22 protein-coding genes and 3 riboswitches are annotated in these 23,437 nt (G+C 56.4%); of the genes, 19 read left to right on the top strand and 3 right to left on the bottom strand.

The features are described from left to right. Window positions 1-354: 354 nt before the first annotated feature. From rpsB to atpE, 6 genes are all read left to right on the top strand, one after another. Complete coding sequence (gene rpsB / locus VL197_08090) at window positions 355-1,152, top strand: 30S ribosomal protein S2 (protein HUJ17939.1); 798 nt, start codon at window positions 355-357, stop codon at window positions 1,150-1,152. Between the two features lie 94 nt (window positions 1,153-1,246). Beyond that, a complete protein-coding gene (tsf, locus tag VL197_08095; protein HUJ17940.1) occupies window positions 1,247-2,125 on the top strand; it encodes a translation elongation factor Ts in 879 nt (292 codons plus the stop codon). Window positions 2,126-2,152: 27 nt separating this feature from the next. After that, entirely contained in the window at window positions 2,153-2,881 is a 729-nt protein-coding gene (gene pyrH / locus VL197_08100) for a UMP kinase (GenBank protein ID HUJ17941.1), read from the top strand. Further along, entirely contained in the window at window positions 2,874-3,437 is a 564-nt protein-coding gene (gene frr, locus VL197_08105) for a ribosome recycling factor (protein ID HUJ17942.1), read from the top strand. The genes pyrH and frr overlap by 8 nt, the downstream gene beginning before the upstream one ends. 380 nt (window positions 3,438-3,817) lie before the next feature. Further along, entirely contained in the window at window positions 3,818-4,498 is a 681-nt protein-coding gene (gene atpB / locus VL197_08110; GenBank protein ID HUJ17943.1) for a F0F1 ATP synthase subunit A, read from the top strand. 115 nt (window positions 4,499-4,613) lie between these two features. After that, entirely contained in the window at window positions 4,614-4,961 is a 348-nt protein-coding gene (gene atpE / locus VL197_08115) for an ATP synthase F0 subunit C (GenBank protein ID HUJ17944.1), read from the top strand. A gap of 89 nt (window positions 4,962-5,050) precedes the next feature. On the opposite strand, the gene VL197_08120 is transcribed toward atpE, so the two are convergent. Continuing rightward, window positions 5,051-5,497, bottom strand: coding sequence for a hypothetical protein (locus VL197_08120; GenBank protein ID HUJ17945.1), 447 nt, complete (start codon window positions 5,495-5,497; stop codon window positions 5,051-5,053). 318 nt (window positions 5,498-5,815) lie between these two features. On the opposite strand from VL197_08120, the gene gltX reads away from it, so the two are divergent. The 6 genes from gltX (at window position 5,816) to VL197_08150 (ending at window position 10,388) form a co-directional block, all read left to right on the top strand. Further along, window positions 5,816-7,231 (top strand): glutamate--tRNA ligase, encoded by a 1,416-nt coding sequence (gene gltX / locus VL197_08125; GenBank protein ID HUJ17946.1) that lies wholly within the window; start codon window positions 5,816-5,818, stop codon window positions 7,229-7,231. 11 nt (window positions 7,232-7,242) lie between these two features. Then, window positions 7,243-7,725: a DUF402 domain-containing protein gene (locus VL197_08130; protein HUJ17947.1), complete on the top strand. Its 483-nt coding sequence runs from the start codon at window positions 7,243-7,245 to the stop codon at window positions 7,723-7,725. An 82-nt stretch (window positions 7,726-7,807) separates the two neighbouring features. Beyond that, window positions 7,808-8,101: an RNA-binding S4 domain-containing protein gene (locus tag VL197_08135; protein HUJ17948.1), complete on the top strand. Its 294-nt coding sequence runs from the start codon at window positions 7,808-7,810 to the stop codon at window positions 8,099-8,101. Next, on the top strand, window positions 8,074-9,093 hold the full coding sequence (gene pdxA, locus VL197_08140; protein ID HUJ17949.1) for a 4-hydroxythreonine-4-phosphate dehydrogenase PdxA: 1,020 nt from the start codon (window positions 8,074-8,076) through the stop codon (window positions 9,091-9,093). Before VL197_08135 ends, pdxA begins: the two co-directional genes overlap by 28 nt. A gap of 252 nt (window positions 9,094-9,345) precedes the next feature. Continuing rightward, on the top strand, window positions 9,346-9,570 hold the full coding sequence (locus VL197_08145) for a hypothetical protein (GenBank protein HUJ17950.1): 225 nt from the start codon (window positions 9,346-9,348) through the stop codon (window positions 9,568-9,570). A gap of 134 nt (window positions 9,571-9,704) precedes the next feature. Continuing rightward, window positions 9,705-10,388: a TIGR00730 family Rossman fold protein gene (locus VL197_08150; GenBank protein ID HUJ17951.1), complete on the top strand. Its 684-nt coding sequence runs from the start codon at window positions 9,705-9,707 to the stop codon at window positions 10,386-10,388. Here the strand turns inward: VL197_08150 and VL197_08155 are convergent. Further along, entirely contained in the window at window positions 10,385-11,125 is a 741-nt protein-coding gene (locus VL197_08155; protein HUJ17952.1) for a VTT domain-containing protein, read from the bottom strand. The genes VL197_08150 and VL197_08155 overlap by 4 nt on opposite strands. 5 nt (window positions 11,126-11,130) lie before the next feature. Between VL197_08155 and VL197_08160 the strand changes: the two genes are divergently transcribed. The 3 genes from VL197_08160 to VL197_08170 all read left to right on the top strand — a co-directional run bounded on the left by VL197_08160 (window position 11,131) and on the right by VL197_08170 (window position 13,249). Further along, window positions 11,131-11,592, top strand: coding sequence for a hypothetical protein (locus VL197_08160; GenBank protein ID HUJ17953.1), 462 nt, complete (start codon window positions 11,131-11,133; stop codon window positions 11,590-11,592). Between the two features lie 140 nt (window positions 11,593-11,732). Next, window positions 11,733-12,713: a hypothetical protein gene (locus VL197_08165; protein ID HUJ17954.1), complete on the top strand. Its 981-nt coding sequence runs from the start codon at window positions 11,733-11,735 to the stop codon at window positions 12,711-12,713. Between the two features lie 191 nt (window positions 12,714-12,904). Then, window positions 12,905-13,249: an RNA-binding protein gene (locus VL197_08170; GenBank protein ID HUJ17955.1), complete on the top strand. Its 345-nt coding sequence runs from the start codon at window positions 12,905-12,907 to the stop codon at window positions 13,247-13,249. A gap of 183 nt (window positions 13,250-13,432) precedes the next feature. On the opposite strand, the gene VL197_08175 is transcribed toward VL197_08170, so the two are convergent. Continuing rightward, window positions 13,433-14,854, bottom strand: a complete 1,422-nt coding sequence (locus VL197_08175) for a DUF438 domain-containing protein (protein ID HUJ17956.1) — start codon at window positions 14,852-14,854, stop codon at window positions 13,433-13,435. 226 nt (window positions 14,855-15,080) lie between these two features. Here VL197_08175 and VL197_08180 point away from each other — a divergent pair, with 226 nt between their 5' ends. The 4 genes from VL197_08180 to VL197_08195 all read left to right on the top strand — a co-directional run bounded on the left by VL197_08180 (window position 15,081) and on the right by VL197_08195 (window position 23,336). Next, a complete protein-coding gene (locus tag VL197_08180) occupies window positions 15,081-15,551 on the top strand; it encodes a GNAT family N-acetyltransferase (GenBank protein HUJ17957.1) in 471 nt (156 codons plus the stop codon). A 96-nt stretch (window positions 15,552-15,647) separates the two neighbouring features. Then, complete coding sequence (locus VL197_08185) at window positions 15,648-16,058, top strand: hypothetical protein (protein HUJ17958.1); 411 nt, start codon at window positions 15,648-15,650, stop codon at window positions 16,056-16,058. A gap of 208 nt (window positions 16,059-16,266) precedes the next feature. Further along, window positions 16,267-17,265 (top strand): NADH:flavin oxidoreductase, encoded by a 999-nt coding sequence (locus VL197_08190; protein ID HUJ17959.1) that lies wholly within the window; start codon window positions 16,267-16,269, stop codon window positions 17,263-17,265. 232 nt (window positions 17,266-17,497) lie between these two features. Further along, window positions 17,498-17,577: riboswitch (cyclic di-GMP riboswitch) on the top strand. Between the two features lie 208 nt (window positions 17,578-17,785). Next, a riboswitch (cyclic di-GMP riboswitch) is annotated at window positions 17,786-17,866 on the top strand. Between the two features lie 220 nt (window positions 17,867-18,086). Beyond that, a riboswitch (cyclic di-GMP riboswitch) is annotated at window positions 18,087-18,167 on the top strand. A 195-nt stretch (window positions 18,168-18,362) separates the two neighbouring features. Further along, the gene (locus VL197_08195; GenBank protein ID HUJ17960.1) at window positions 18,363-23,336 is read left to right on the top strand and encodes a hypothetical protein; all 4,974 of its coding nucleotides are present in this window, start codon (window positions 18,363-18,365) and stop codon (window positions 23,334-23,336) included. Window positions 23,337-23,437: the final 101 nt, after the last annotated feature.

The following is a 23,437-nucleotide window of genomic DNA, read 5'->3' on the forward strand; positions in this document are numbered from 1 at the left end:
TGCCCTCCTTTTTCGCCCTTCTGCCTGATAATTTGCATCTCCCATGCCAGATCGCAATTTATTGATTTTCCACAACTCTCACCCCTCAGGTCTTTTGCAGGGATGAGAAAAGCATCCTGTCATCAAAGATAAATGCGAAAAAAAATCATGCTAGCCTGCCGCAAGGCACGCTCTTTCCCCCCTTTAAGAACGGAGAACTTTTTCCTTGAAAAGAATAAACATATATGCTATTTTAAGGGTCGCCTTTAATAAGGCAAATCCACACGCGCTAGGACTCGCGTCAGGGTGTCCGGCTGAAAGCCGGATCTGACGGGAAACGACGGGCGCGGCGGCATAACCCAAAAGGAGGGACACATGTCCACGATCACGATGAAGGAGTTATTGGAAGCGGGGGTTCATTTCGGCCACCAGGCGAAACGCTGGAACCCCAAGATGAAGAAGTATATTTTCGGTGAACGGAACGGCATCTATATCATCGATCTCCAGAAGACGCTCAAGCTCTTCAAGGAAGCCTACGACTTTGTCCGGCAGTCCTCAGCAGAAGGCAAGGACATCATGTTCGTCGGCACAAAAAAGCAGGCCCAGGATTCCATAACCGAAGAGGCGAAGCGGTGCGGAATGTACTATGTTTCGAGCCGCTGGCTGGGCGGCATGCTCACCAACTTCACGACGATCAAGAAAAGTATCGACCGTCTCAAGAAGATCGAAAAAATGAAGGAAGACGGCACATACGACAAGCTGACCAAGAAGGAAGTTGCCGGCCTCGAAAAAGAGCGGACCAAGCTCGAGAAGATTCTGTCCGGAATCAAGACCATGCCCGAGCCCCCGTCCGTGATCTTCGTCATCGATCCCCGGAAGGAAGACATCGCTGTGCACGAGGCGAACAAACTGGGGATCAAGGTGGTTGCCGTGGTTGACACGAACTGCGACCCCGATAACATCGATTATGTGATCCCGGGAAATGATGACGCTATCCGCGCCATACGCCTCATGGCATCGAAGATCGCCGATGCCGTCATCGAAGGCAGGCAGGCCATCGTCAAGGAGGCGGGCGAGGCCATGGAGGCCGCGAAGGCGGCCGGTGAAGTCGCGGCTGCTCCTGCTCCTGTGGAGACCGCTGCAGAAGATGCCGAGGTCGAAGGAGAGGAATAAAGATTGCTCCCTGACGGCATCGGACGACGGTAATGCGGAAGGGTGTCCGCCCGGAAGGGTGTAAGTTTTTTTTCAGGGAAAGGGGTTTATTGAAATGGCAACAATTTCGGCAAGTTCAGTAAAGGATCTACGGGAAAAGACCGGCGTCGGCATGATGGAGGCCAAAAAGGCCCTTGAGGAGGCCGGCGGTGATTTTGAAAAGGCAGTTGACATTCTGAGAAAGAAGGGCCTCTCCGCCGCAGCGAAAAAAGCGGCGCGCGTGGCGTCCGAAGGCATGATCGCATCCACCATTCGGAGCAGCGCCAAGAGCGGTGTGCTCATCGAAGTCAACAGCGAGACCGACTTCGTGGCCAAGAACGATGAATTCCAGAAGTTCGCGAAAGATCTGGCAGAACTCGTGGCGGCGCAGAAGCCCGCCGATGTTCAGGCGCTGTCGCAGCTCGCGCTTGAAGGCGAGAATGTGGAAGCGCGCCGCAACAGGCTCGTCCAAAAGATCGGCGAGAACATAACCATCCGCCGCTTCGTCTCGTACGAAACAGCCGGCCGCGTCGCCGTATATATTCACGGCAACCGGATCGGCGTCATGGTAGATTATAGCGGCGCTGATGAGCAGCTCGGCAAGGACCTTGCCATGCATATCGCCGCGGCGAACCCCGCGTTCCTGACCCGCGAGAGCGTTCCGGCCGATGTGCTGGATCGGGAGCGTTCGGTCTATGAAGCACAGGCAAAGGAGTCGGGAAAGCCTTCCGCCGTCATCGGCAAGATCATCGAGGGCAAACTGGAGAAATTTTATTCCGACAGCTGCCTCGTCGACCAAATCTACATCAAGGACCCCGACGGAAAGCTTAAGGTAAGGGACCTGCTCAAGAAAGCGGGGGCAAGCGTGAGCCGTTTCGTTCGGTATCAGCTCGGCGAGGGCATCGAAAAAAAGAAGGAATGCTTTGCCGAGGAAGTTGCCGCCCAGTTGAAATAGGGCAAGCCGATTTCCCGAGAGCCGCCTATGACGCAGCCGAAATACAAGAGGATCCTTCTCAAGCTTTCCGGTGAGGCCCTGATGGGAGACCAGGGGTACGGGATCGACCACTCCGTGCTCGATTCGATCACGTCCCAGGTGAAAGATGTGTACGACCTCGGCGTCGAGATCGCGATCGTCATCGGCGGCGGCAATATCTTCCGGGGACTGTCCGGGGCCGCCAAGGGTATGGAGCGGGCGAGCGCGGATTATATGGGAATGTTAGCCACGGTCCTGAACGCCTTGGCCCTGCAGAACGTCCTGGAAAACAAGGGCGTTGTTACGAGGGTTCAATCGGCCATCGAGATGCGCGAACTTGCCGAGACGTACATCCGCCGGCGCGCGGTTCGCCATCTCGAGAAGCGGCGCGTCGTCATCTTCGCGGCGGGCACCGGCAACCCCTATTTCACGACAGACACCGCCGCGGCGCTCCGGGCGATGGAAATAGGAGCCGAAGTCATCATGAAGGCTACCAAGGTGGACGGCGTTTACACCGCGGACCCCATGAAGGACAAGACAGCCAGCAAATACGACTCCCTGACGTACATCGACGTTCTTCAGAAGGACCTTCGCGTCATGGATGCGACGGCCATTTCCCTGTGCATGGACAACAATCTTCCTATTTTGGTCTTCAACCTGACGGTCCCCGGCAACATCAGGAAGATCGTTCTGGGCGAAAAGATCGGGACTCTCGTCATCGGGAGGAACAATGGTTAACGAGCTAAAAAAGAAGGCCGAGGACAAAATGAATAAGGCCCTCGATGTCCTGCGGAGAGAGCTTGCCACCCTCAGGACCGGCAGGGCTTCGCTCGGCATACTGGATGGCATTACGGTTGACTATTACGGGACACCGACGCACCTCAGCCAGGTTGCGAACATGGCAGTGCCCGATCCTCGCCAGATCACGATCCAGCCATGGGAAGCCAAGATGCTCGGTGAGATCGAGAAGGCCATATTAAAATCCGATGTCGGGCTCACCCCCTCGAACGACGGAAAGATCATCCGCCTCACGATACCTCCACTCACCGAGGAGCGCAGGCAGCAAATCGTAAAACATGCAAAAAAGCTGGCCGAGGACTGCCGGGTTGCCATCAGAAACATCCGAAGGGATGTGAACGACGAGATCAGGAAGAAAAGCAAGGACAAGGACGCCCACGTCTCCGAAGACGCAACAAAGAAGCTGCAGGACGAGATCCAGAAGACAACAGACAGCTATATTAAGAAAATCGATGAGCTCTTGGAACACAAAGAAAAAGAGATCATGACCGTCTAACCAATGCCCGCCCGAGGCTAGACCGTTCATTGTTCTCTCCCGCACCATCAGCATCTTTTTCCCTTTCCCAGACATTTCGATGAGTCCCCTTTTGGGGTACCTGCCAGAAGCAGCGCCCATACATTCTCAACCGGGTGACCCGCCGATTTTTCATTATCCCTCGTGCCCGTGCTCCCGCTGGATTGCCGAGCCGACAACAGGGAGCAATACCCACCGATGAATGGTCCGGCAGCGTGAGATCGATTTCACGAAACGTCCAATAATTAACTTGCATATGATTATTAAGAATTCTTATGGTTCTTTTCCGGCTTTTTTCTTGACAAAAAACAGGCCTTCCTGTAAATTTTTTCTGTCATTGCACGCATAAAAGGAGTAGAACCATGAAAGAAGGACCGCTGCTCTTACCAGAGATCCATCATATTCCCGAGCATGTTACCTACTCGTGGCTAGCGATGGCCATTCTGATCGGCCTGTCCCTTGCTGCACGCTTCTCGCTAAAAAGAGATGCGCCCACGGGAGTGCAGAACCTGCTCGAAACCGTGGTCGGCGCCCTGGAAAATTTCGTCGTCGATATCATGGGACCGGAGGGTCGGCACTACCTGTCTCTGGTGGGATCTCTCTTCCTGTTTATACTCGTCTGCAACCTCCTGGGGCTTATTCCCGGGTTCGACTCGCCAACAGCCAACATCAATACGACGCTTGCACTGGCGCTCGTATCATTCACCGCGACCCACTATATCGGCGTCAGAAGGCACGGCATCGGCTATGTCAAGCATTTCATGGGCCCCATGTGGGGGCTTGCGCCGCTCATGCTCCCTATTGAGGTGATCAGCCACTTCGCGCGCGTCATGTCGCTCACCTTCCGTCTCTTCGGCAACATGGTGGCCAAACATAAGCTGCTTCTCGTGCTTGCCCTGCTCGCACCCTATATCGCTCCGGTTCCGATCCTGGGATTGGGCCTTCTGGTTGCTTTCGTGCAGGCCGGCGTCTTCACGCTCCTGACCATGCTGTATCTTTCCGGCTCCATTGAGGAAGCACACCTCGGCGGGGAGCATCACTAAAAATCATCGATACCCCGGGGCTGCTGTTCTTTCCCATGGAAAGAGCCCGCGGGAGGTAGTAATCCGGCACGATTCCGGGCAAGCAGTCGACCCCTGAAGAAAGGAGGCAAATCACATGAAGAAGATCTCTGCAATTATGGTTCTCGTGGCAGGCCTCATGCTCGTTGCGTCCGCAGCATTCGCAACAGAAGCGGCGGCTCCTTCGGCAGATGCGGCCAAGTTTTCGTTCTTTGGCACCGTGGCCTTCGCCTCGGCGATCGGCATCGGCATCGCCGCTCTCGGCACCGGCATCGGCATGGGCCTCGGCATCGGCCGCGCGGTGGAAGGCATCGCCCGGAACCCGGAAGCCTCGGGCAAGATCATGACCACCATGATCGTGGGTCTGGCTCTCATCGAGTCGCTCGCCATCTATACGCTGGTCGTGGTCCTCATTCTGCTCTACGCAAAGCCGTTCGGGGTCTAAGTGACCCTGAGCCAACCGGCAACAAAAAAGGGACGGTGTCTGCACCGTCCCTTTTTCTTTTTTTATTAATTGTATGTTTTTTCCGGTCCCTATGCCGCTCTCTTGCTTGCGCCACCCTCCCCGAGAACTTTCGTATCATTGCCGACACGCGCATTCCCAAAGATCCGTGCCGTACCTCCTACTTCAGCCTTCTCCGCGATCTCCGCATAGCCGCTCACGACCGCGTCGCCATAGACGCTTGCGGACCCATACACCTTGGCGTCACCCTGAACCTTGGCATTTCCGAAGACCCGGGCATTCCCAAATATCTCTGCCCTCCCCGTAACCTCCGCCTTGTCGAAGATCCAGGCGTTTCCGAACACAAACACCTCTCCCCTCAGCCTGCAATGACCGCATATTTTGGCAAAGGGACCGACATAGACGGAATCCTCGACCTGCGCGTGCTCAGCGACCATGCCACCGCCATTCGGATGGTGATGGTATCTCACACCATCGATTTCAACAACAGGAGCCGTCGACAATACCTTGATATCCATAGCCGCACACCTCCGCCCTTTTATGACTCTCTTCGGGCCAACGACATTTCGAGTCGGATCATCTCGGAAAGGCATCAAGTTGTAATTTGAGCCTGAACCAATGATAGCTAAGACCTTCTCCTTTGTCAATTACGTCCCCCTTCCCCCCGGCTTGGAAACTGTCCGGGTTTTACGTTGAAACTCAAGCTGTTAGCCTCTTCATCCCTCTGGGCGGCTATCAAGAATCTCCCATGAATTTTCTTTATCTCGCACAAGATATTTGTTATAATGCCATGTTTCAGCGGGATGGATATCACGATGCAAGGAGCCGATAACACGATGAATACAGTCCGAGTCCGTTTTGCGCCAAGCCCCACCGGTGCCCTCCACATCGGCGGCGTCCGCACCGCCCTTTTCAACTGGCTCTACGCCCGGCACCATAAAGGCACTTTTGTTCTCCGGATAGAAGACACGGACCAGACGCGCTCAACCGATGAGTCGATCGGGATCATTCTGGATGGCATGAAGTGGCTCGGTCTTGATTGGGACGAGGGTCCCTTCCGCCAGACCGAGCGGACAGATATATACCGTGAGCATGTGGACCGCCTGCTTCAGTCAGGCAAAGCCTATTATTGCTACTGCACTCCCGAGGAACTCGAAACTAGGCGCAAGGAGGCGCTTGCTGCGGGCAAGCCGCCCAAGTACGACCGGAAGTGCCGGTCGTTGGCCGCACCTCTCCCGGGAAGAACGCCGGCGGTACGGTTCCTTTCATCCGACGAGGGCCAGACGATTGTGCGCGACATGATCCGCGGGGCAGTGACCTTCGAAAACCAGCAGCTCGACGACCTGATCATCCAGCGCTCGGACGGTCTTCCCACCTACAACTTTGCCGTCGTCGTCGATGACGTGACCATGAAAATTTCCCATGTGATCCGCGGCGATGACCACTTGAACAACACGCCGCGCCAGATCCAGCTCTACCAGGCGTTGGGATACGAACCGCCGGAATTCGCCCACCTGCCGATGATCCTGGGGTCGGACAAGACCAAGCTCTCGAAGCGACACGGCGCGACCGCCGTTACCGAATACATCGATCTCGGCTACCTTCCCGAAGCGCTGGTGAACTATCTCGCCCGCCTCGGCTGGTCTCACGGCGATCAGGAGATATTCTCGAGGCAGGAACTGATCGACACGTTCTCGCTGGACAGCGTAGGCAAAGCCCCGTCCGTCTTCAATCCCGAGAAGCTGCTCTGGCTCAACCATCACTACATTCAGCAGGCGGAGCCCGGGAGGCTCGCGGAACTCGTTCTCGACCTGCTCCGGAAGGATGGCGTGCTTCAGCCGGGACGCGAGCCCGGCATCGAATGGTTCAAGAAGCTCGTGACTATCCTGACCGAGCGAAGCCACACGCTGGTCGAGATGAAAACAGCCTCGCTTCCCTTTCTGCTCGACACCATCGTGATGGATGAGAAGGCCAGGGCTAAACACCTGACCCCGGATGTGTTGCCGCTGCTCACCGAACTCTCATCGCGGCTTTCGTCGCTTGACCCCTTTACTCATTCCGAAATCGAGCGTGTGTTCAACGGGCTCGTGGCAGAAAAAGGCGTCAAACTGGGCAAGCTCGCGCAGCCCGTGCGGGTCGCGCTCACGGGCTCGACGGTCAGCCCCGGCATCTTTGATGTCGTGGAAATAATGGGCAGAGACCGGACACTCGGGCGCATCGGGGCCGCGATCGCGATGGCCAGCGGATCCTGAGCGGGCCCCCCATGGCGGCCTGTGTAGAAAAGAAGATCACCCTGTCCGGCGCGACACACCGGTTCTCCTGTGAATTGCTGCGTCTTGACGGCGGGTTCGGCGTTCTGCGGTACGTCATTGAACGGCCCTATGATGTGAGTGGAACGCAGCTCTTCCCCGGCGATGTCACGTACGCGCTGTACTGGACCGACCGTCCCTATACGCTGTATGTCTGGCGCTTCGGAGGAAGCAAGGCCGCCTACTACTTCAACATCGCGGACAGCGTGTCCCTCCGTCCGGAGGAATTCTCCTGGAGGGACCTTGCAGTCGATGTTCTGATCGATGCCGACGGGAACGTTCGGGTACTCGATGAGAACGAAGTGCCGGATGATACTCCCCTCCCCCTGCGTTCCTGCATCGAAGCCGCGAAAGCGAACATTCTCGCCGAGCATGAGCGCATCATCCGCGAGGCGAACGCCATCCTGGCCCCTTTTCTGGGCGGCGATCGGCGCTGATCCGTCCCCGGCGCACCGCTGTTTCTCCGGGTGCTCCCGGATTTCTGATTGTAAATCCCTTCTTTTTCCGCTACAATTATCCGTGCGTCTCGATCTGTTCCTGAAGCAGAGCAGGCTCATGAAACGCCGTTCCGTCGCGAGAGAAATGATCGACAACGGCAGGGTGCTCGTGAACGGCCATGAGGCCAAACCGGCCAAAGAGGTCAGGGTGGGCGACTGCATCACCGTGAAACGAGCATCGCGTTCGATCGACGTGATCGTCATCGGTCTGCCGGAGGGACGCAACTCTTCTCCGGAGCAGGTGTACCGCGTACAATCCGAGACGCTGGTGCCGGAGGAACAGGACCTATGGAGCAGAGACCGCTCATTGTCATAACCATGGGGGACCCGGCCGGGATCGGGCCGGAGATCATCGCCAAGACCTTGGCCGCCGAAGAGACGTTCAGCTTTTGCAGGCCCGTCGTGATCGGTGATGCCGGCGTCCTGAAGAAACTCGTCGACGAGATGAGCATCCCGGTCAGTGTATCCAGTATCTCCTCGCTGGCCCAGGCCGCACCCCGTCACGGCCGGCTTGAGCTCCTCAACCTGAATCTCGTGAACCTCTCGACGCACGCCTGGGGCAAGCCGGACGCATCGTCAGGCACCGCGGTCGTCGCCTACATCAAGCGCGCCGTAGAACTGGCCCTCCGGAACGAGGCCGATGCCATGGTCACGGCACCGATCAGCAAGGCCATGATGAATGCCGCGGGCTATCATTATGCCGGTCATACGGAACTCCTCGCCGCCCTGACGCAGTCCCAGGAATACGGGATGCTCTTCGTCGGTGGCGGCCTGCGGGTGATCCTCGCGACCATCCATATGGCCTTAAAGGACGTTCCCCGCCACATTACGACGCCGGTCGTCCTCAAAACCCTGCGACTTGCCCGTGCCGCCATGCGCTCCTTCGGGATCGACAATCCGCGGATCGGCGTTGCCGCTCTGAACCCCCATGCCGGCGAGGGGAGACTGTTCGGCAGCGAAGAGTGGGACCAGATCCTGCCTGCCGTGATCAAAGCCCGCGAGGACGGCATCCACGCAAGCGATCCCCTCCCCGCTGACACGCTCTTCCACAAGGCGCGCAACAACCACTACGACATCGTGGTCGCCATGTATCATGACCAGGGGCTCGCGCCGCTCAAAATGCTGGCGTTCGGCAACGCCGTCAACGTGACCGTCGGCCTGCCGATCATCCGGACGTCGGTCGACCACGGCACCGCCTATGACATCGCCGGCAAGGGCTGTGCCGATCCCGCCAGTATGCGGGAAGCACTGAAGCTAGCGGCACACTTGGCCTCGTTCAGAAGGGCGGGGGCACGGGAGCGCGCGTGAACGACCAAGGCATGCAACCGATCCTGACCCGGACGCGCATCTTAACCATCGTCTTCTTCGCGGTTTTCCTGTTTCTTCCGTATCAGGTCGGGTATCTCCTCGCGCCTTTTTCGTCTGCTCTGCCCTGGGCGGGAATTATCGCCCTCGCCCTTCACCCGCTGTACCGCAGGCGCGTGGTGCTGAACGCAGAAAATTCGGTGCACGCGCAGCAGAATGCTTATGTGTATTCGCGAGGTCCGAGGCCAACAAAAAATGATTACAGACCGGGGGAACCATTCTGGTCAGTCTGCCCGACAATTTCATCAAGCCCGTGGTGATCGGGAAAAAACCCAACTCCCCACGTTTTTCCTGTTCCTCGGCATCCCGGGCGGTCTGCAGGCCTATGGCATCCTCGGCATCCTCTTCGGACCGTTGATCGTGACACTGGTCATCACCTCCGCCCAGATCTATCGCGAAGAGTTTGCCGGGAAGGAATAGCATCAGCCGCTTTGATGCAGATTCAATACCCGGGAATCTGGATCAATCCCCGAGGCCAAGCCGCATCGAGCTGCCCCCGGTCGTGAATCCGGCTTGGCCGGATCAAGTCATTATTGCGAGAAGGAGAAGAGAGCATGGAAGATCTGGCAAAATCCGACACCTGGCGTGTGTTCCGAATCATGGCCGAACTCGTCGAAGGCTTCGAAGCGCTGAGCACCATCGGTCCGGCGGTGACCATATTCGGCAGCGCACGGGTTGCGCCGGGTTCACCCTACTACAACAAATGTCTGAAGGTCGCCGAGCACCTGGCCAAGGACGGATTCGCGGTCATTTCCGGAGGGGGGCCGGGCATCATGGAGGCGGCGAACAAAGGCGCCCAGAACGCAGGCGGGACATCGGTCGGGCTGAACATCGAGCTTCCCTTGGAGCAGTCGCCCAATACGTTTCAAGATATCAAGGTGGAATTCCGCTACTTTTTCGTGAGAAAGCTGATGTTCGTGAAATATGCGGTGGGATACGTCATCTTCCCCGGCGGCTTCGGAACCCTCGACGAGCTGTTCGAGGCGCTCACGCTGATCCAGACCAAGAAGATCAGGTCATTTCCCGTCGTTCTCGTCGGCACCGACTATTGGAGGGGATTGATCGACTGGATGAGACAATCGGTTCTTACCACGGGCAATATCGACGCGGCGGACATCGACCTCCTTCATATCGTCGACGAGCCGGAAGAGGTCTGCGCCATCATCACAAACCGGTACAATGACCGCATCAGGGGGGTTCACCGGGACCGTCGGGACCGGGACCGCAAGGGCGTCTAGTCTTCCCCCCCGGTCCTCTTCTGCCGGCTCCGCGCGGCCCGGTGCTTCAATTGCTGAGCGGCCCGGATGCTCCGGATCCACCGCTCGATGTTCACGCGGTATACCATGACGAGCAGGATGCAGAGGATGCTGAGGCCGAGGACCGTGAAAAAGGCCGCGTAGTGCCTGTTGCGAAAAAATGAGCCCTCCAGGGTCAGGAGCACCGTGCCAAGAAATCTGCCGGTCGTTGACACGATGAGAAAGTTCCGATGCCCCATGTGTCCCAGCCCGAGCAGGTAACACAGATAGTCTTTCGGAAAGCCGGGGATCAGGAACATCAGAAAGGCGAGAGCAATCCCCTTGTGTTTCATCACGTAGTCGTACCGGTCGATGATCTCGGGTTTCACCAGCTTCTCAACAAGCGGCCTCCCCGCGACCCGCGCGAGCAGAAAGGCAAGCCATGAACCGATAGTGAGGCCGATCGTCGAATACAGGATACCGCCGCAGTTCCCGAAGAGCATCCCGCCGACGAAACCGGTCACCTCTCCGGGTATCGGCGCGGCGATCACCTGGAGAGCCTGCAGCCCGATGAAGATGAAGGCCGCATAGGTCCTGTGCTCTGTGATGAAACGCGTGAGGAGGTCCCGGTCCGTAAAAAACCTGACCAGGCCGAGCGGGAACAGGATATAGAGGATCGTACTAACGACCAGGCCGAAAACGATGAGTCCGCCTATTATTTTCCTGTCGAACTGGATCATGTCTCATGAGCTGGTGGCTATGGTTTGAACAGGTCTTCCAGGGCTCCGCGCGCCTTCGCGAGGGACGCATCGGCGGCATCCGCACGGGTTTCGATGAATACAAAGAAATCACAGTGATTCGCCTTATGTTTCTCGCGGACAAACTCTGCAACCGGCTCGCGGCACTGCTTCGATGCTGTGCGATCATGGAAAGCGCAGTTGTGACAGCAATGAAGATCGGCTCCGCAGGAAGAACACTCATCTCTGCGACCGATCCTGGTCGTTCCGACAATCTCCTTCTTGCACGCGTGGCAAAGTTTCATTCGTTCACTATAGCCGATGCGGACCGATTAGACAAGTTTAAAAAAAGCTCGAGTGCCGCCCTCCCCCGACTGGCGAAACAACGATATAACGCTGTCCCGAAATGCCCGTCTCCCAAATGGGTTCTGATGAAAACAACTCTTGACTCTCATGCAACTTTGGGATAATATCTAATGAGGAATATATATTTATCTATTAAAAACAGTATCTTAACCTTGAACATGGCAATAATTTCTATTGCAACTATTTGCATCACGCTGGCTACATGAATGCCAGCGGGTGTCGTCTTGGCAAGGAGAAATAAAAAATGAGGACCATCATCCGAATCGCATTGCCTATTTTGATCATGGGTGCGCTCTTCGTCCCCGCTTTCGGTGCGCAATCGCAAAAAGCTGGGGGGTCGGAAGATCTGAAGCAGTACGTTGAAGAGCTGAAAAAGAAACCCGGCGACAAGGTGCTGCGCGAAAAGATCATCAAGATGGCCGTAGGCATGAAACCGGCGCCTGCTGTGCCCGAAGATGCAGAGCGGAACATGGCTCGAGGCGCAGCGTTCGCCAAGAAGGCTTCGGACAGCGCCGGGTACAAGAAGGCGATCACGGAATTCGAAGCAGCAACGAACACCGCGCCCTGGCTTGCCCTTGCCTATTATAATCTCGGCGTGGTCCAGGAAAGGGCAGGACTGTTTAACGATGCGATCCAGAGCCTCAAATTCTACCTCCTGGCTGCTCCCGATGCCAAGAACGCCAGGGACGTCAAGAATACGATCTACTCCCTCGAGGCGGACGCCGAGGCAGTGCAGGCAGGCATGAACGCGCCGGCTCCGGCGGTTGCGCCGGTTCCCGCCCCGGGCGGGAAGCAACTGGCGGTTGCAGGCAAGCCGACGCTCGACCTTGAGCCTGAGAAGCAGCTCAAGATCATCAAACTGCCGCCGGAAAAGAGGGCCAAGATGCCTGATTTCTCCGGAAACTGGTATTTCAAAGAAAATATCCGGGGAGAAGAAGTGACGATTCACGCCTTTGAGATCGCCAAGAACGCGAACGGCGACCTTACGCTCATTCCTCCCAAGCGCGCAGCTGACAGCGTTGCCACGGTCAATGTGTTCGAGATAACGGACAAGACGTTGAAGCTGCAGATGAAGTGGAAGATGAAGTCGGTCGTTGGCTACTGGAAGACGGAAACCTATACTCTCACCATGTCCGATGACGGCTCTCGTCTGAGCGGCGCGCACAACCAGCAGAGCGTCGGCGGCCGGAACATCGACATGGACCGTAGTCTTTTCCGTCAATAAGTGCGGCTTTCCCTTCGGCGAAAAAGGCCGGTTGCAATGCAGCCATCGTTGACACGATAACATTCAGGAGCTGCGCCGCATTTTGCCGAGAATTCTGCTATAGTAACAACAGGCTGTTCGCCTGCCTCGCGGAGAGTCCTTTCCTGCGGGACTCCGTACAAGAATGAAATGATATGAAGGAGGGCTCTTCCATGGCTACGAGAAAAATCCTTATTGAAAACCTTCCTCCCGATGTCACGGAAGCGGCGTTGAAGGATATTTTTGCTCAGATCGGAGAAGTTGAGTCGGTCAAATTGAACACCGATTTATTCACGCAGCGGCCCAACGGCCGTGGGCTCGTGGAGATGACCCTCGATGTGGACGCGTTTCGCGCGGTCAACTGCTTTGATGGCGCAACCGTGAAGGACAGAAGGATCCACCTGAGCGAAACCATGCCCCTTCTTGAATGGGCTAAGCAGATGATCGTCAAGAATATCCCTGATTTGCACCTGTCGAAATTCAGTCATACTCAGGGAGGCTGTAAACAGGATCATTGAGGATCTTGACTCATCCCATCTCAGGAAAGACCCGATCTGCAGCACTGAGTTGGCGCAGATCGCTCCCCTTCCCCTCCTTGACAACAACGTCCTCTCCGGGACCGTGAGACCGGCCTCTTCCCGGCAGCGTTCACCAGAGAGGACGTCCGAGTTTCTCGTGCCGGTCCACGGCGAGACGCCCTTTCACTCCCAGTCCAGCAGACGCTTCTGGCCTTCGAGCTTTTTGATCTGCGTCACATCCTGGCTCACTTCCAGGCAGCCGCGGTATCTCCCCTCCGCATCCCGGACCGCAAAATACTTTATCAGGATAAACTTTCCCTGCATCTGGATCCAAAAGTCCGCCGAACTCCGCCTTCCCTCGCGGAACTCATCCAGGATCTTCTGCACCATGCCCATGCTCTTCGGCGGGTGGCAGTTCTGCACCTTCCTGCCGATGACTCCCGGGCTCCTCGGAAAGATCCGGTCGGGAGTTGCCGAATAGTAGATCACCTCGTCCTGCTCATTCACAAAGGACATGTCGATCGGGAGGTGCATCAGCATCAGGTTCACCTGCTCGGGCGTGAGCTGGCCGGTGTTGAGGTTCAAGCTGCCGACCTTCTCCTCGAGCAGCGTCTGCTGGTATGATCCGGCAGACGGCTTCCACTCCGACTCCGGCTTGATCCAGGCGTACCCGACCTCCTCCTCGCCTTTCCTGACCCTTGCCCACTCGTCCTCGGACAGCGTTTCGAGCGTCATGGGGAAGAGGATATGCTCTTCCTTGTAGATCATGTCGTTCACCATCTTGATCAATGCGTCGAGGGCCACCTGTTCCATCTTGCCGTCCGTGGCGCGCTTCCGGACATCCTTGATGAACCCGCGGATGTCGTCATGGAGCGCCCACATGACCTTGGACGGTCCGGTGATGCCTTTCGTCTCGATGATCGGGAAGAGCTGGTTCTCCTTGCGGACGAAGTGCTTGTCGATCTGGCCGAGGCGTTCCAGGAGAGCGAGCAGCTTTTCCTTCTCCCGTGAAAAATCCTTGATCTCGGCCGCTTCCCGCAGGATGTCTTCGGCAGCGCGGTTTTCAAGCATGAAGGTGTGCACCGGATGGCCTGCGGGCAGGCCGGGCACCGCCTTGTGCTCGAGCGCTTCCTTGAAGACCTGCACATGCACCTCGCAGAGGCTCTTGATCTCCGTTTCCGGCATGCCTTCGGAGATCAACCGCTGCTCCATCTGCGCGATCTCCCAGGGCGCGACGTCCTTGATCAGTTCCTGGAATTTCTTTTTCTGCGATTCAGCGTCCTTCCCTGTGTGCAGTTCCTTGATGATGTTCTTGAGCGTTTCGATCCGGACGTCCTGCTCGTCGGCGCCTTCCTGCGCGTACGATACGGCGACCGTCTCCTTCGTTTGCTTCTTGATCTCGGCAGCGATGTCGTCGAGCAGCTTCCTGACGTCCATGCCGCCGATCATTGCCGCCTTGTTCAGGGAGGCGATCCTGCCCACGGTCTTGCGCATAAAGGGATTATCGAGCATCTTGAACTCGGGATTGATGCGGATCAGGAAGTCCTTCAGAAAGGGATACTGGTTCAGCAGATCATTCACTTTGGTTTTGGGGTCTATGGTCATGGCTGTTCTCCTTTATGATGTGAACTATAGCACCGCGCGAACCGTTCCGCTATGATCTGCATCATGAAGATCGTGCTCCCATTGCTCCTATTTTACCTGGTTTACGGATCGGTGTATAATGTCCCCGGGGATCATGAGAGCCGAATACGATTTTCACGAACAGCGCGAATAACCTTCCGGCGATCCATTGCGCCGAAGGGATCAATAAAGAAAGCGGTGCTCATCCGTGGATATTCATCATTTAGGAGACCACCAGGAGGTAATCCCGGTCCTCGCCGTCTGGATATACGACGAGTGGTCGTACCTGTATCCGGGGATAACGCTTCGCGATATTGAAGGCTTTCTCCGGGAGAGAGTGAACAAGCAGAGCCTTCCTCTTACCCTGGTGGCCTTGGATTCGGGCGAACCCGTGGGCACCGTATCTCTCAAGCCGTTCGAAATGGAAACAAGGACGGACCTGACGCCGTGGGTAGTCAGCCTGTACGTAGCTAAACCGTGGAGAAGGCGACGGATCGGCTCAGCGCTCATGAAAACCATTGAGCAGAAGGCGGCAAGTCTGGATTTCCGGAAATTGTTTCTCTTCGTTGCTGATAGCGCACTTGCCGGGCTTTTTTATGCCAAATTGGGCTGGGTTATCAGGGAAAATGCAACGTATCACTCATATCCGGTCATCATCATGGAGAAAGAGGTAGCGTGACTTCTTCCCGGAGCTCTTAACTGTTTCGCCGTCCAACAATGAGGACTTCACGGGGAATTGAGCACTGATAGAGGAAATCACCGGAACAATATGACCATGAAATGGAAAATCACAAATAGACGAACATGTCTTAACCTCATCAGCGCCATTATCCTGCTGGCTGGTCTGGGAAGCGCCATCTTCATTTATCTGACCGCGGATAATGTCCTGGATAGCATCTTGGGTTATGAAGTAGCAGGTGGAGACGTGTATCCTGTTACACCTGATAACTCCAAGATGTATGCACATGATCTGGAACTCTATGGAGGCAAGGCGGCTGTGCTGGCGAACGACTTCAGGTATTGGTTTGTCGGACTATGGCATGGAAGATCGCTTGCATTCACCGTTGCAAGCATCACTATTCTTATATCCTTCGGGGTTTTCTTTGTTGCCAATCATTTGCCATCCGACCTGCCATCGGATGTTCAAGAAGAGAACAATCGCCGCGGTAAATATTTCAACCCGTAACTGCATGAAGAGGCGCATGGGATAGAGACCTGCCACGACAAGCATCTTGACAGGATTCGAAACGGGTCAGGCCTTTCAATAGATACAATCGCCCCTGAAGACAAGGCCGGGCGCTGAGGGAAGTAACGTTGGAAACCGGGGCTTCATTATACGGTTCATACGGTTCGCCAGGGAATGGCGGCCGTTCTGATCGGAGGCTGATCAATCTATGTCCTATCTCCTCAAACCTTTAAAAGTGCGTTCAATGAACCTGGCCAACCGGCTGGTTATGCCGCCGATGGCTACGGCAAAAGCCGGGCCTGACGGAAAAGTAAGCCAGGCGCTTCTGGACTACTACGGAGATAAATCCCGTGGCGGCCATATTGCCTTGATCATCATCGAGCACAGCTACGTATCTCCGGAAGGAAAGGCAGGCAACAATCAGCTTTGCGTTTCCGATGACGCAGTGATCCCTGGTCTCTCTCAATTAGCGGATGTCATTCACCGCAACGGATCAAGGGCCGCAATGCAGATCAACCACGCCGGAAGCGCTGCGCTCAAAGAGGTCACCGGTACGACGCCCCTGGCTCCTTCGGCAACGGCGAACCCGAGGCGCGGCGACATGCCCCGTGAGATCACCAGGAACGAGATCGGCGAAATTGTGAAGGCCTTTCAAAACGCCGGCCGCAGGGTCAGGGAGGCGGGCTTTGACGCCGTGGAAATACATTCCGCACATGGCTACCTTCTCAACCAGTTCCTGTCTCCCCTCACAAACAAACGCACTGACGAATACGGTGGAGATATTTCCAACCGGATTCGCATTCATTTGCAGGTGATCCGGGCGGTACGCGAGGCACTCGGGCCGGATTTTCCCATTCAGGTGCGGCTGGGGGCTTCGGACTATACAGAAGGCGGAACGACGATCGAAGACAGCAGGATTGCCGGCCGGGCCTTTGAAAAAGCCGGCGTGGATATCATTCACATTTCCGGCGGGTTCGTCGGATATACTCCTCCCGGCCTCATGGGGCAGGGCTATTTTGCTCCCCTCAGCGAGGCCATCAAGAGCTCAGTTTCCATTCCCGTGATCCTTACGGGCGGGATTACCGAAGTTGAAGCTGCAGAGAGACTCCTTGCCGAGAAGAAAGCAGACCTGATCGGCGTGGGAAGAGCCATCCTTCAAGACAGCACATGGGCGAAGCGTGCTATTGAAAGCCTTCGATCAAAATAGAAATGAATGAGCCGAATGGCTGCCTTCATGTACGGCACGGAGAGCCCGGACTTCTTCCTCTTTCTGATCTTGTTTCCATTCTTTGGAACTCATAAATTAAATTTACGAGGCGGGCCTCAATAACAGGAGTTACGAATTCATATCGGTCTCTGGCAATTATCTGCAATAGAATGAATTGTTGCAAGTCCTTGAAATTGACAACTCTTCAAATCTTTGCCATCATTTAATCAGATCTCGATAAAGCTAAACTCTTCGCGAGAAGGGTACGGAAAGCCACGGGTCTTAAGAGACAAAGACGGCCGAGCTGCCGAAGGATTATGCCTTTGGTGGGCCCGGCCTTTTTATTTGGCCGGCGATCGACAACGGGGCAGAAGAGAGGGAACATAGGGAACTCGGGTTCATAAGAGCACGAACGTATAGACTGGCGAGTCTCACGCAGTTATTGACCTCCTGGAAAGAAGAAAGGAAGGCACACTTCTAAAATGAATACGCGTCACATAACTACCAGCATGTAAACCGTTCTCGATAAAGCTAAACTCTTCGCGAGAAGGGGGACGGAAAGCCACGGGTCTTAAAGGACCAAGACGGCCGAGCTGCCGAAGGATGATGCCTTTGGTGGGCCCGGCCTTTTTATTGGGCATGCGATCAACAACGGTGCAGAAGCGAGAAAGAAGAAGAGGAAGCATGAGGAACTCAGGTTCATAAGAGCACGAACGTATAGTCTGGTTCGTCTCACGCAGTTATTGACCTCCTGGAAAGGAGAAAGGAAGGTACACCTCGACAATGAATACGCGTTACATAACTACCAACATGTAAACCGTTCTCGATAAAGCTAAACTCTTCGCGAGAAGGGGGACGGAAAGCCACGGGTCTTAAAGGACCAAGACGGCCGAGCTGCCGAAGGATGATGCCTTTGGTGAGCCCGGCCTTTTTATTGGGCATGCGATTCGATCGACAGGGAGACAGACGAGAAGGAATCGTGAGGAAAGGAAAATTTCATAAGGTCACTGATGCATATATGGTGAGTCTCATGTTGTCACATGATCACCTGTCGAAAGGGAAAAACATGATGGACGTCAGAAGGGAGGGGATGACGTATGAAGAACTATCTGAATACGATCGTCATGTATTTGGTCATGTTCCTTCTCACTGCAACTTCGGTTTTGGCACAGCCTCCCCAGCCGTTTGCGGCCATCCACATCTCCGAACTTACCCAGGCCCTGGAAACCATGCCGGCCGTCGCGCCGACGCCTACGGGGCCTGGAACCACCGGACATCAATGGTGGGTCGCAGACTGGAAGTATCTCGTGGCGCCTCAGTCCCTGGAAGAGGCGTTCCGGTCGGACGGAACTCCCTATGTCGAAGTGTGCGATGCCGATATTGCGGCAGGCAATCTCTTGAACCCTGACGGGACACCCAGGTATCCGATCGTGTTCAGCCTGGGTTCGGAGGCTATTAACGACAATGAAATTGCTCCGCTTCGCGCATACGTTAATGCAGGAGGATTTCTGTTCGTCGGCTCATCTTCCTTCACGCGCAATCCGGATGGCACCACGAGGGGAGATTTTGCCCTGGCAACCGAGATGGGAGTGCACATGAAAAATACCAATCTTCAAAACTGGGACTGGAACTCGCATATTACCCCGGTGATCTCCCATCGTTTGACCGCCGGATTCCCGACAAGTGCGGTATCCTGGCGGATGCCCGCATCGGCCGAGGAGATCCCTCTTGGCGATGACACGGATCATACGGTACATGGGAACAATGACGAGTTCCAGGTCACTTCATCCGGAGCTGCCGTCATCGCGAACTGTGACACGGGGCCGTTTCTGACAACGAAGCAATACGGTAATGGAAACTTCATCTACCACGGGGCGATGCAGCCTCTTATCGGCCATACCGTCTACGACCCCTCTCTGTATGCGTACCTTATTTACCGGCATGCGGTCGAGTGGGCGTTCGAGACTGCAAACCTTCCGATCATCAAGCTGAGTCCGTGGAGATATCCCTATGATTCTGCTTTTGTGGTGAGACACGACTTTGAGAACAGCAAAACGTCCATACAGTCAATCGAAAGCTCAGCGTCCTTTGAGCATTCCCTTGGAGCAACTCCCGACTACTATTTCTGCACCGGGACGCTGCGCGAAGAGATGTCCAATGACCCGGTGACCGTGAACAGCATTCGCAACGCGATCACCAGCTACGGGGCCACGATCGGGTCGCATAACGGGGGATTGAGGAATCCTCTTAATTCTGCCCTCACCTATGCTGATTTCGATTACTGGCACTGGGGACCGGATGAGGCCCTGAACACTTCGCCGAAGGGATATGCAAGCGGCAGTGCCTACGCCCGGGCATCGCTCCTGAAATCCTTCCAGGATATTGAAGGCTGGTTCGCGGGAACGGACAACGGAAGGCCGGGATGCGGCGCCTTGGGCAACTGTCCAAGGACCTGGGTTGCTCCCTACTTCAACTCTTCCCGGGATGCTTCCGAAAAGATCCTGGACGACCTGGGAGCCGTCAATGGTGGAGAGCAAAAGATCGGACCGCTGCCTCACTGGATAGTGTCCTACGCGACACCTACGAGCAGACTCCCTCGTGTGGTAATTCCCGCGAGTGACTGGTATGTTGGAGCGGAGATCCCGGGCGACATCGAGGACGGTCATACCCAGACTACGATGAAGGCCGCTGTTGACTTCTATCACGGCCTTGGAGGTATCATCAACCTCTACGGTCATATTCCGTCAACATCCACCTCGATCATCGGGCAATATGTAGCCTATGGAGTGACCGTGCCGCGGCAATGGGTCACGAATGCGGTCGGAGTGGCCGACTGGTGGACCTTGAGATCGCAGGTCATGGTTACTCCGTCCTGCACTCAGACGGGAAACACGGTCATTGCGCAAGCTTCTATTTCCGGAGCAGTCGTTGACCCGAACACGACAGTGGAGATCTTCTTCCCAAACAGCATCTCCCAGTATGTCGGGAGCGCACAGGTTTTAGCCAATGGGGCACCGGTGAACCCGGCGGATTATCGAGTCGTCGGGAACACCATAAAGGTCCTTGTTGGAACGGCGACTTCCAACGTGCAGGTGCAGTACTCGATCAGTAATCCCGTGCCGCTGACAACAAGCCTGAGCCCGTCATCCGGGACTGCAGGCTGCGCGGCCTTCACATTGACCGTGAACGGCACCGGCTTCGTGTCAAACTCGACAGTGCAATGGAACGGGTCTGACCGCACGACGACGTATGTGTCTGATACGCGGTTGACCGCAACGATCCTGGCCGCGGACATGGCAACAGCGGGGAATGCTTCGGTGACCGTGGATAGTCCGGCGCCGGGAGGGGGAGCCTCCAACGCCCAGACCTTCACGATCAATAACTCTCAAGCTCAGCCTGTGGTCTGGACCCAGACCAACTGGGTCGGCGGAGCAGGACAGGCAGTCTGGTCCGACGCAACGCGCTACAGCTCATCAAGCGGCATAAGCAGCAGCGTCGCCGGGCTCATCAGCCTCACCACCTCGAGCACCGTACTGTTCTCGGACGACTTTACCCGGGTTGCGGGCGGTACGCTGTCGCCGTGGCTGGTCTCGATGGGCACCTGGACAATAACAGGCGGAGTGCTGCAAGGATATAACTCCGTGCAGTGGGCCGAAGCCTATGCCTACTTCACCACCACGCCCCAATTGACCGATTATGTGGTGCAGGGGAGCATCAAGATCCCGGCCGGCGCCTTCGGGGGCGGCATCGGCGGGCGATTGGATCCGGCAACCGGCAAACACTACGGCGCCTGGGTCTACCCGGCAGGGTCGGCTGGTGGATCGAATGTACTGAAACTCTGGAAGTTCCCGAGCTGGACGGGCATCGATGACACGAGTGTGCCGATGCAGCAGGTCAGCCTGTCCGATGTCGGTACAGGCTCGCACACACTCCAGATGAACTTCACCGGGAATCGCATCCGCGTCTATTACGACGGGAGCCTCAAGATCGATGTGACAGACAATAATTTTGGCTCCACGCCGGCCTACTTGAGCGGCGGCATCAGCGCGGATTGGGAGGCAGGCTCCCAGGCGTATAAGATATCGGTGGATAACATAATCGTATTTACCCTGCCGGCGTACGGCACGAGCGGCACGTTACTCTCCTCTGCCTATGACGGCGGGGACGGCGTACAGTGGCAGGCCGTGTCCTGGGACGCAACAACTGGCAATAGCACGAATGTCTGCGTCCAGACCCGGACCGCCGGAACCTCAGACCAGCTTGCCAACGGAACCTGGTCGAATTGTTACAGCACCAGCGGGTCGGCAATTACGAGCGCTAACAATCGCTGGATCCAGTACCAGTTGGGGTTGACAACAAGCAATACGGGAACCTCGCCTGTTCTGAGCGAGATCAGGATATCCTCCTATCCTGGAGCGGCAGGGGCACCTTTACCGGTCATCAGCGGCCTGGCTCCTGCATCCGCGACTGAAGGAGGAGCCGCCTTCACGCTTACGGTCAATGGCAGCGGGTTCGCGTCCAACTCAACCGTGCAATGGAACGGAGCGAGCCGTACGACAACGTATATGTCAGCCACCCGCTTGACCGCAGGGATCACGGCCGCTGACATCGCAACAGCAGGGACTGCCACGGTGACCGTGTTCACTCCTGCGCCGGGCGGAGGAACATCCAACGCTCAAGCGTTTTCGATCTTGAGCATTCCAGCGCCGGCGATCACCACGATCAATCCGGCATCAACGACAGCCGGAGGACCAGCGTTCACGCTAACCGTGAACGGTAGCGGGTTCGTGTCCAGCTCAGCCGTGCAATGGAACGGAGCGAACCGTACGACAACATACGTAACTTCTAGCCAGTTGACCGCGGGGATCACGGCAGCTGACATCGCAACAGCGGGGACGGCCACGGTGACCGTGTACACTCCCGCGCCGGGCGGTGGAACATCCAACGCTCAGGTGTTTTCGATCTTGAGCATTCCAATGCCGGCGATCTCCACGATAAGTCCGGCGTCCGCAACAGCAGGAGGGACAGCGTTCACGCTAACCGTGAACGGCAGCGGGTTCGTGTCCAGCTCGACCGTGCAATGGAACGGAGCGAACCGTACGACAACGTATATGTCAGCCACCCAGTTGACCGCAGGGATCACGGCAGCTGATATCGCAACAGCGGGTACGGCCACGGTGACCGTGTTCAACCCCGCGCCGGGAGGCGGCACATCCAACGCACTGACGTTTACGATCACTACGCCGAGTAATCCGGTGCCCTTGACAACGAGCATCAGCCCGGCAGCAGCCACAGCCGGCGGGGCTGATTTTACGCTGACCGTGAACGGCAGCGGGTTCGTTTCCGGCTCGACAGTGCTCTGGAATGGAGCAAGCCGCACAACGACCTATGTATCTTCGACCCGGTTGACCGCAGGGATCATGGCAGCTGACATTGCAACGGCTGGAACAGCTTCGGTGACCGTGTTCAATCCTGCACCGGGAGGCGGCACATCCAACGCACAGGCTTTTACGGTCACTACGTCCACTAATCCGGTGCCCGCCACGACGAGCATCAGCCCTTCGTCGCGGACAGCCAGGGGAGCGGCGTTCACGCTGACCGTGAACGGCAGCGGGTTCGTGTCCAGCTCGACTGTGCAATGGAACGGGGCAAGCCGTACGACGACCTATGTATCTTCAACGCAACTGACAGCGGCGATACCCTCTTCGGATATCGCAACGGCCGGGACGGCCTCGGTGACCGTATTCAATCCGGCGCCGGGCGGCGGGACTTCCAACGCACAGACTATCACGATCAACAACCGCGTGCCGACGATAACGAGCATCAGCCCTTCGTACCGGACTCACGGGGGGACGGCGTTCACGCTGATTGTGAACGGCAGCGGCATTGGAACGAACTCGGTCGTACGCTGGAACGGGTCGAATCGCACGACCACGTTTGTTTCCTCTACCCGGGTGACAGCGGCGATACCAGCTTCGGATATCGCAGTTGCGGGGACGGCCTCTGTGACCGTGTTCAACCCGGCACCGGGCGGCGGGACTTCCAATGCCCGGGCCTTCACGATCAGATGACGTTCTCTCTGTGAAGAACATCAAAGGGATCTGTATACCGCATTATACAGATCCCCTTTTTATCGTTTATCGTTATAAGTTCTCAGAATTTCGGGCAACCG

It is taken from the genome of Nitrospirota bacterium, from assembly GCA_035516965.1.
Classification (GTDB): domain Bacteria; phylum Nitrospirota; class UBA9217; order UBA9217; family UBA9217; genus MHEA01.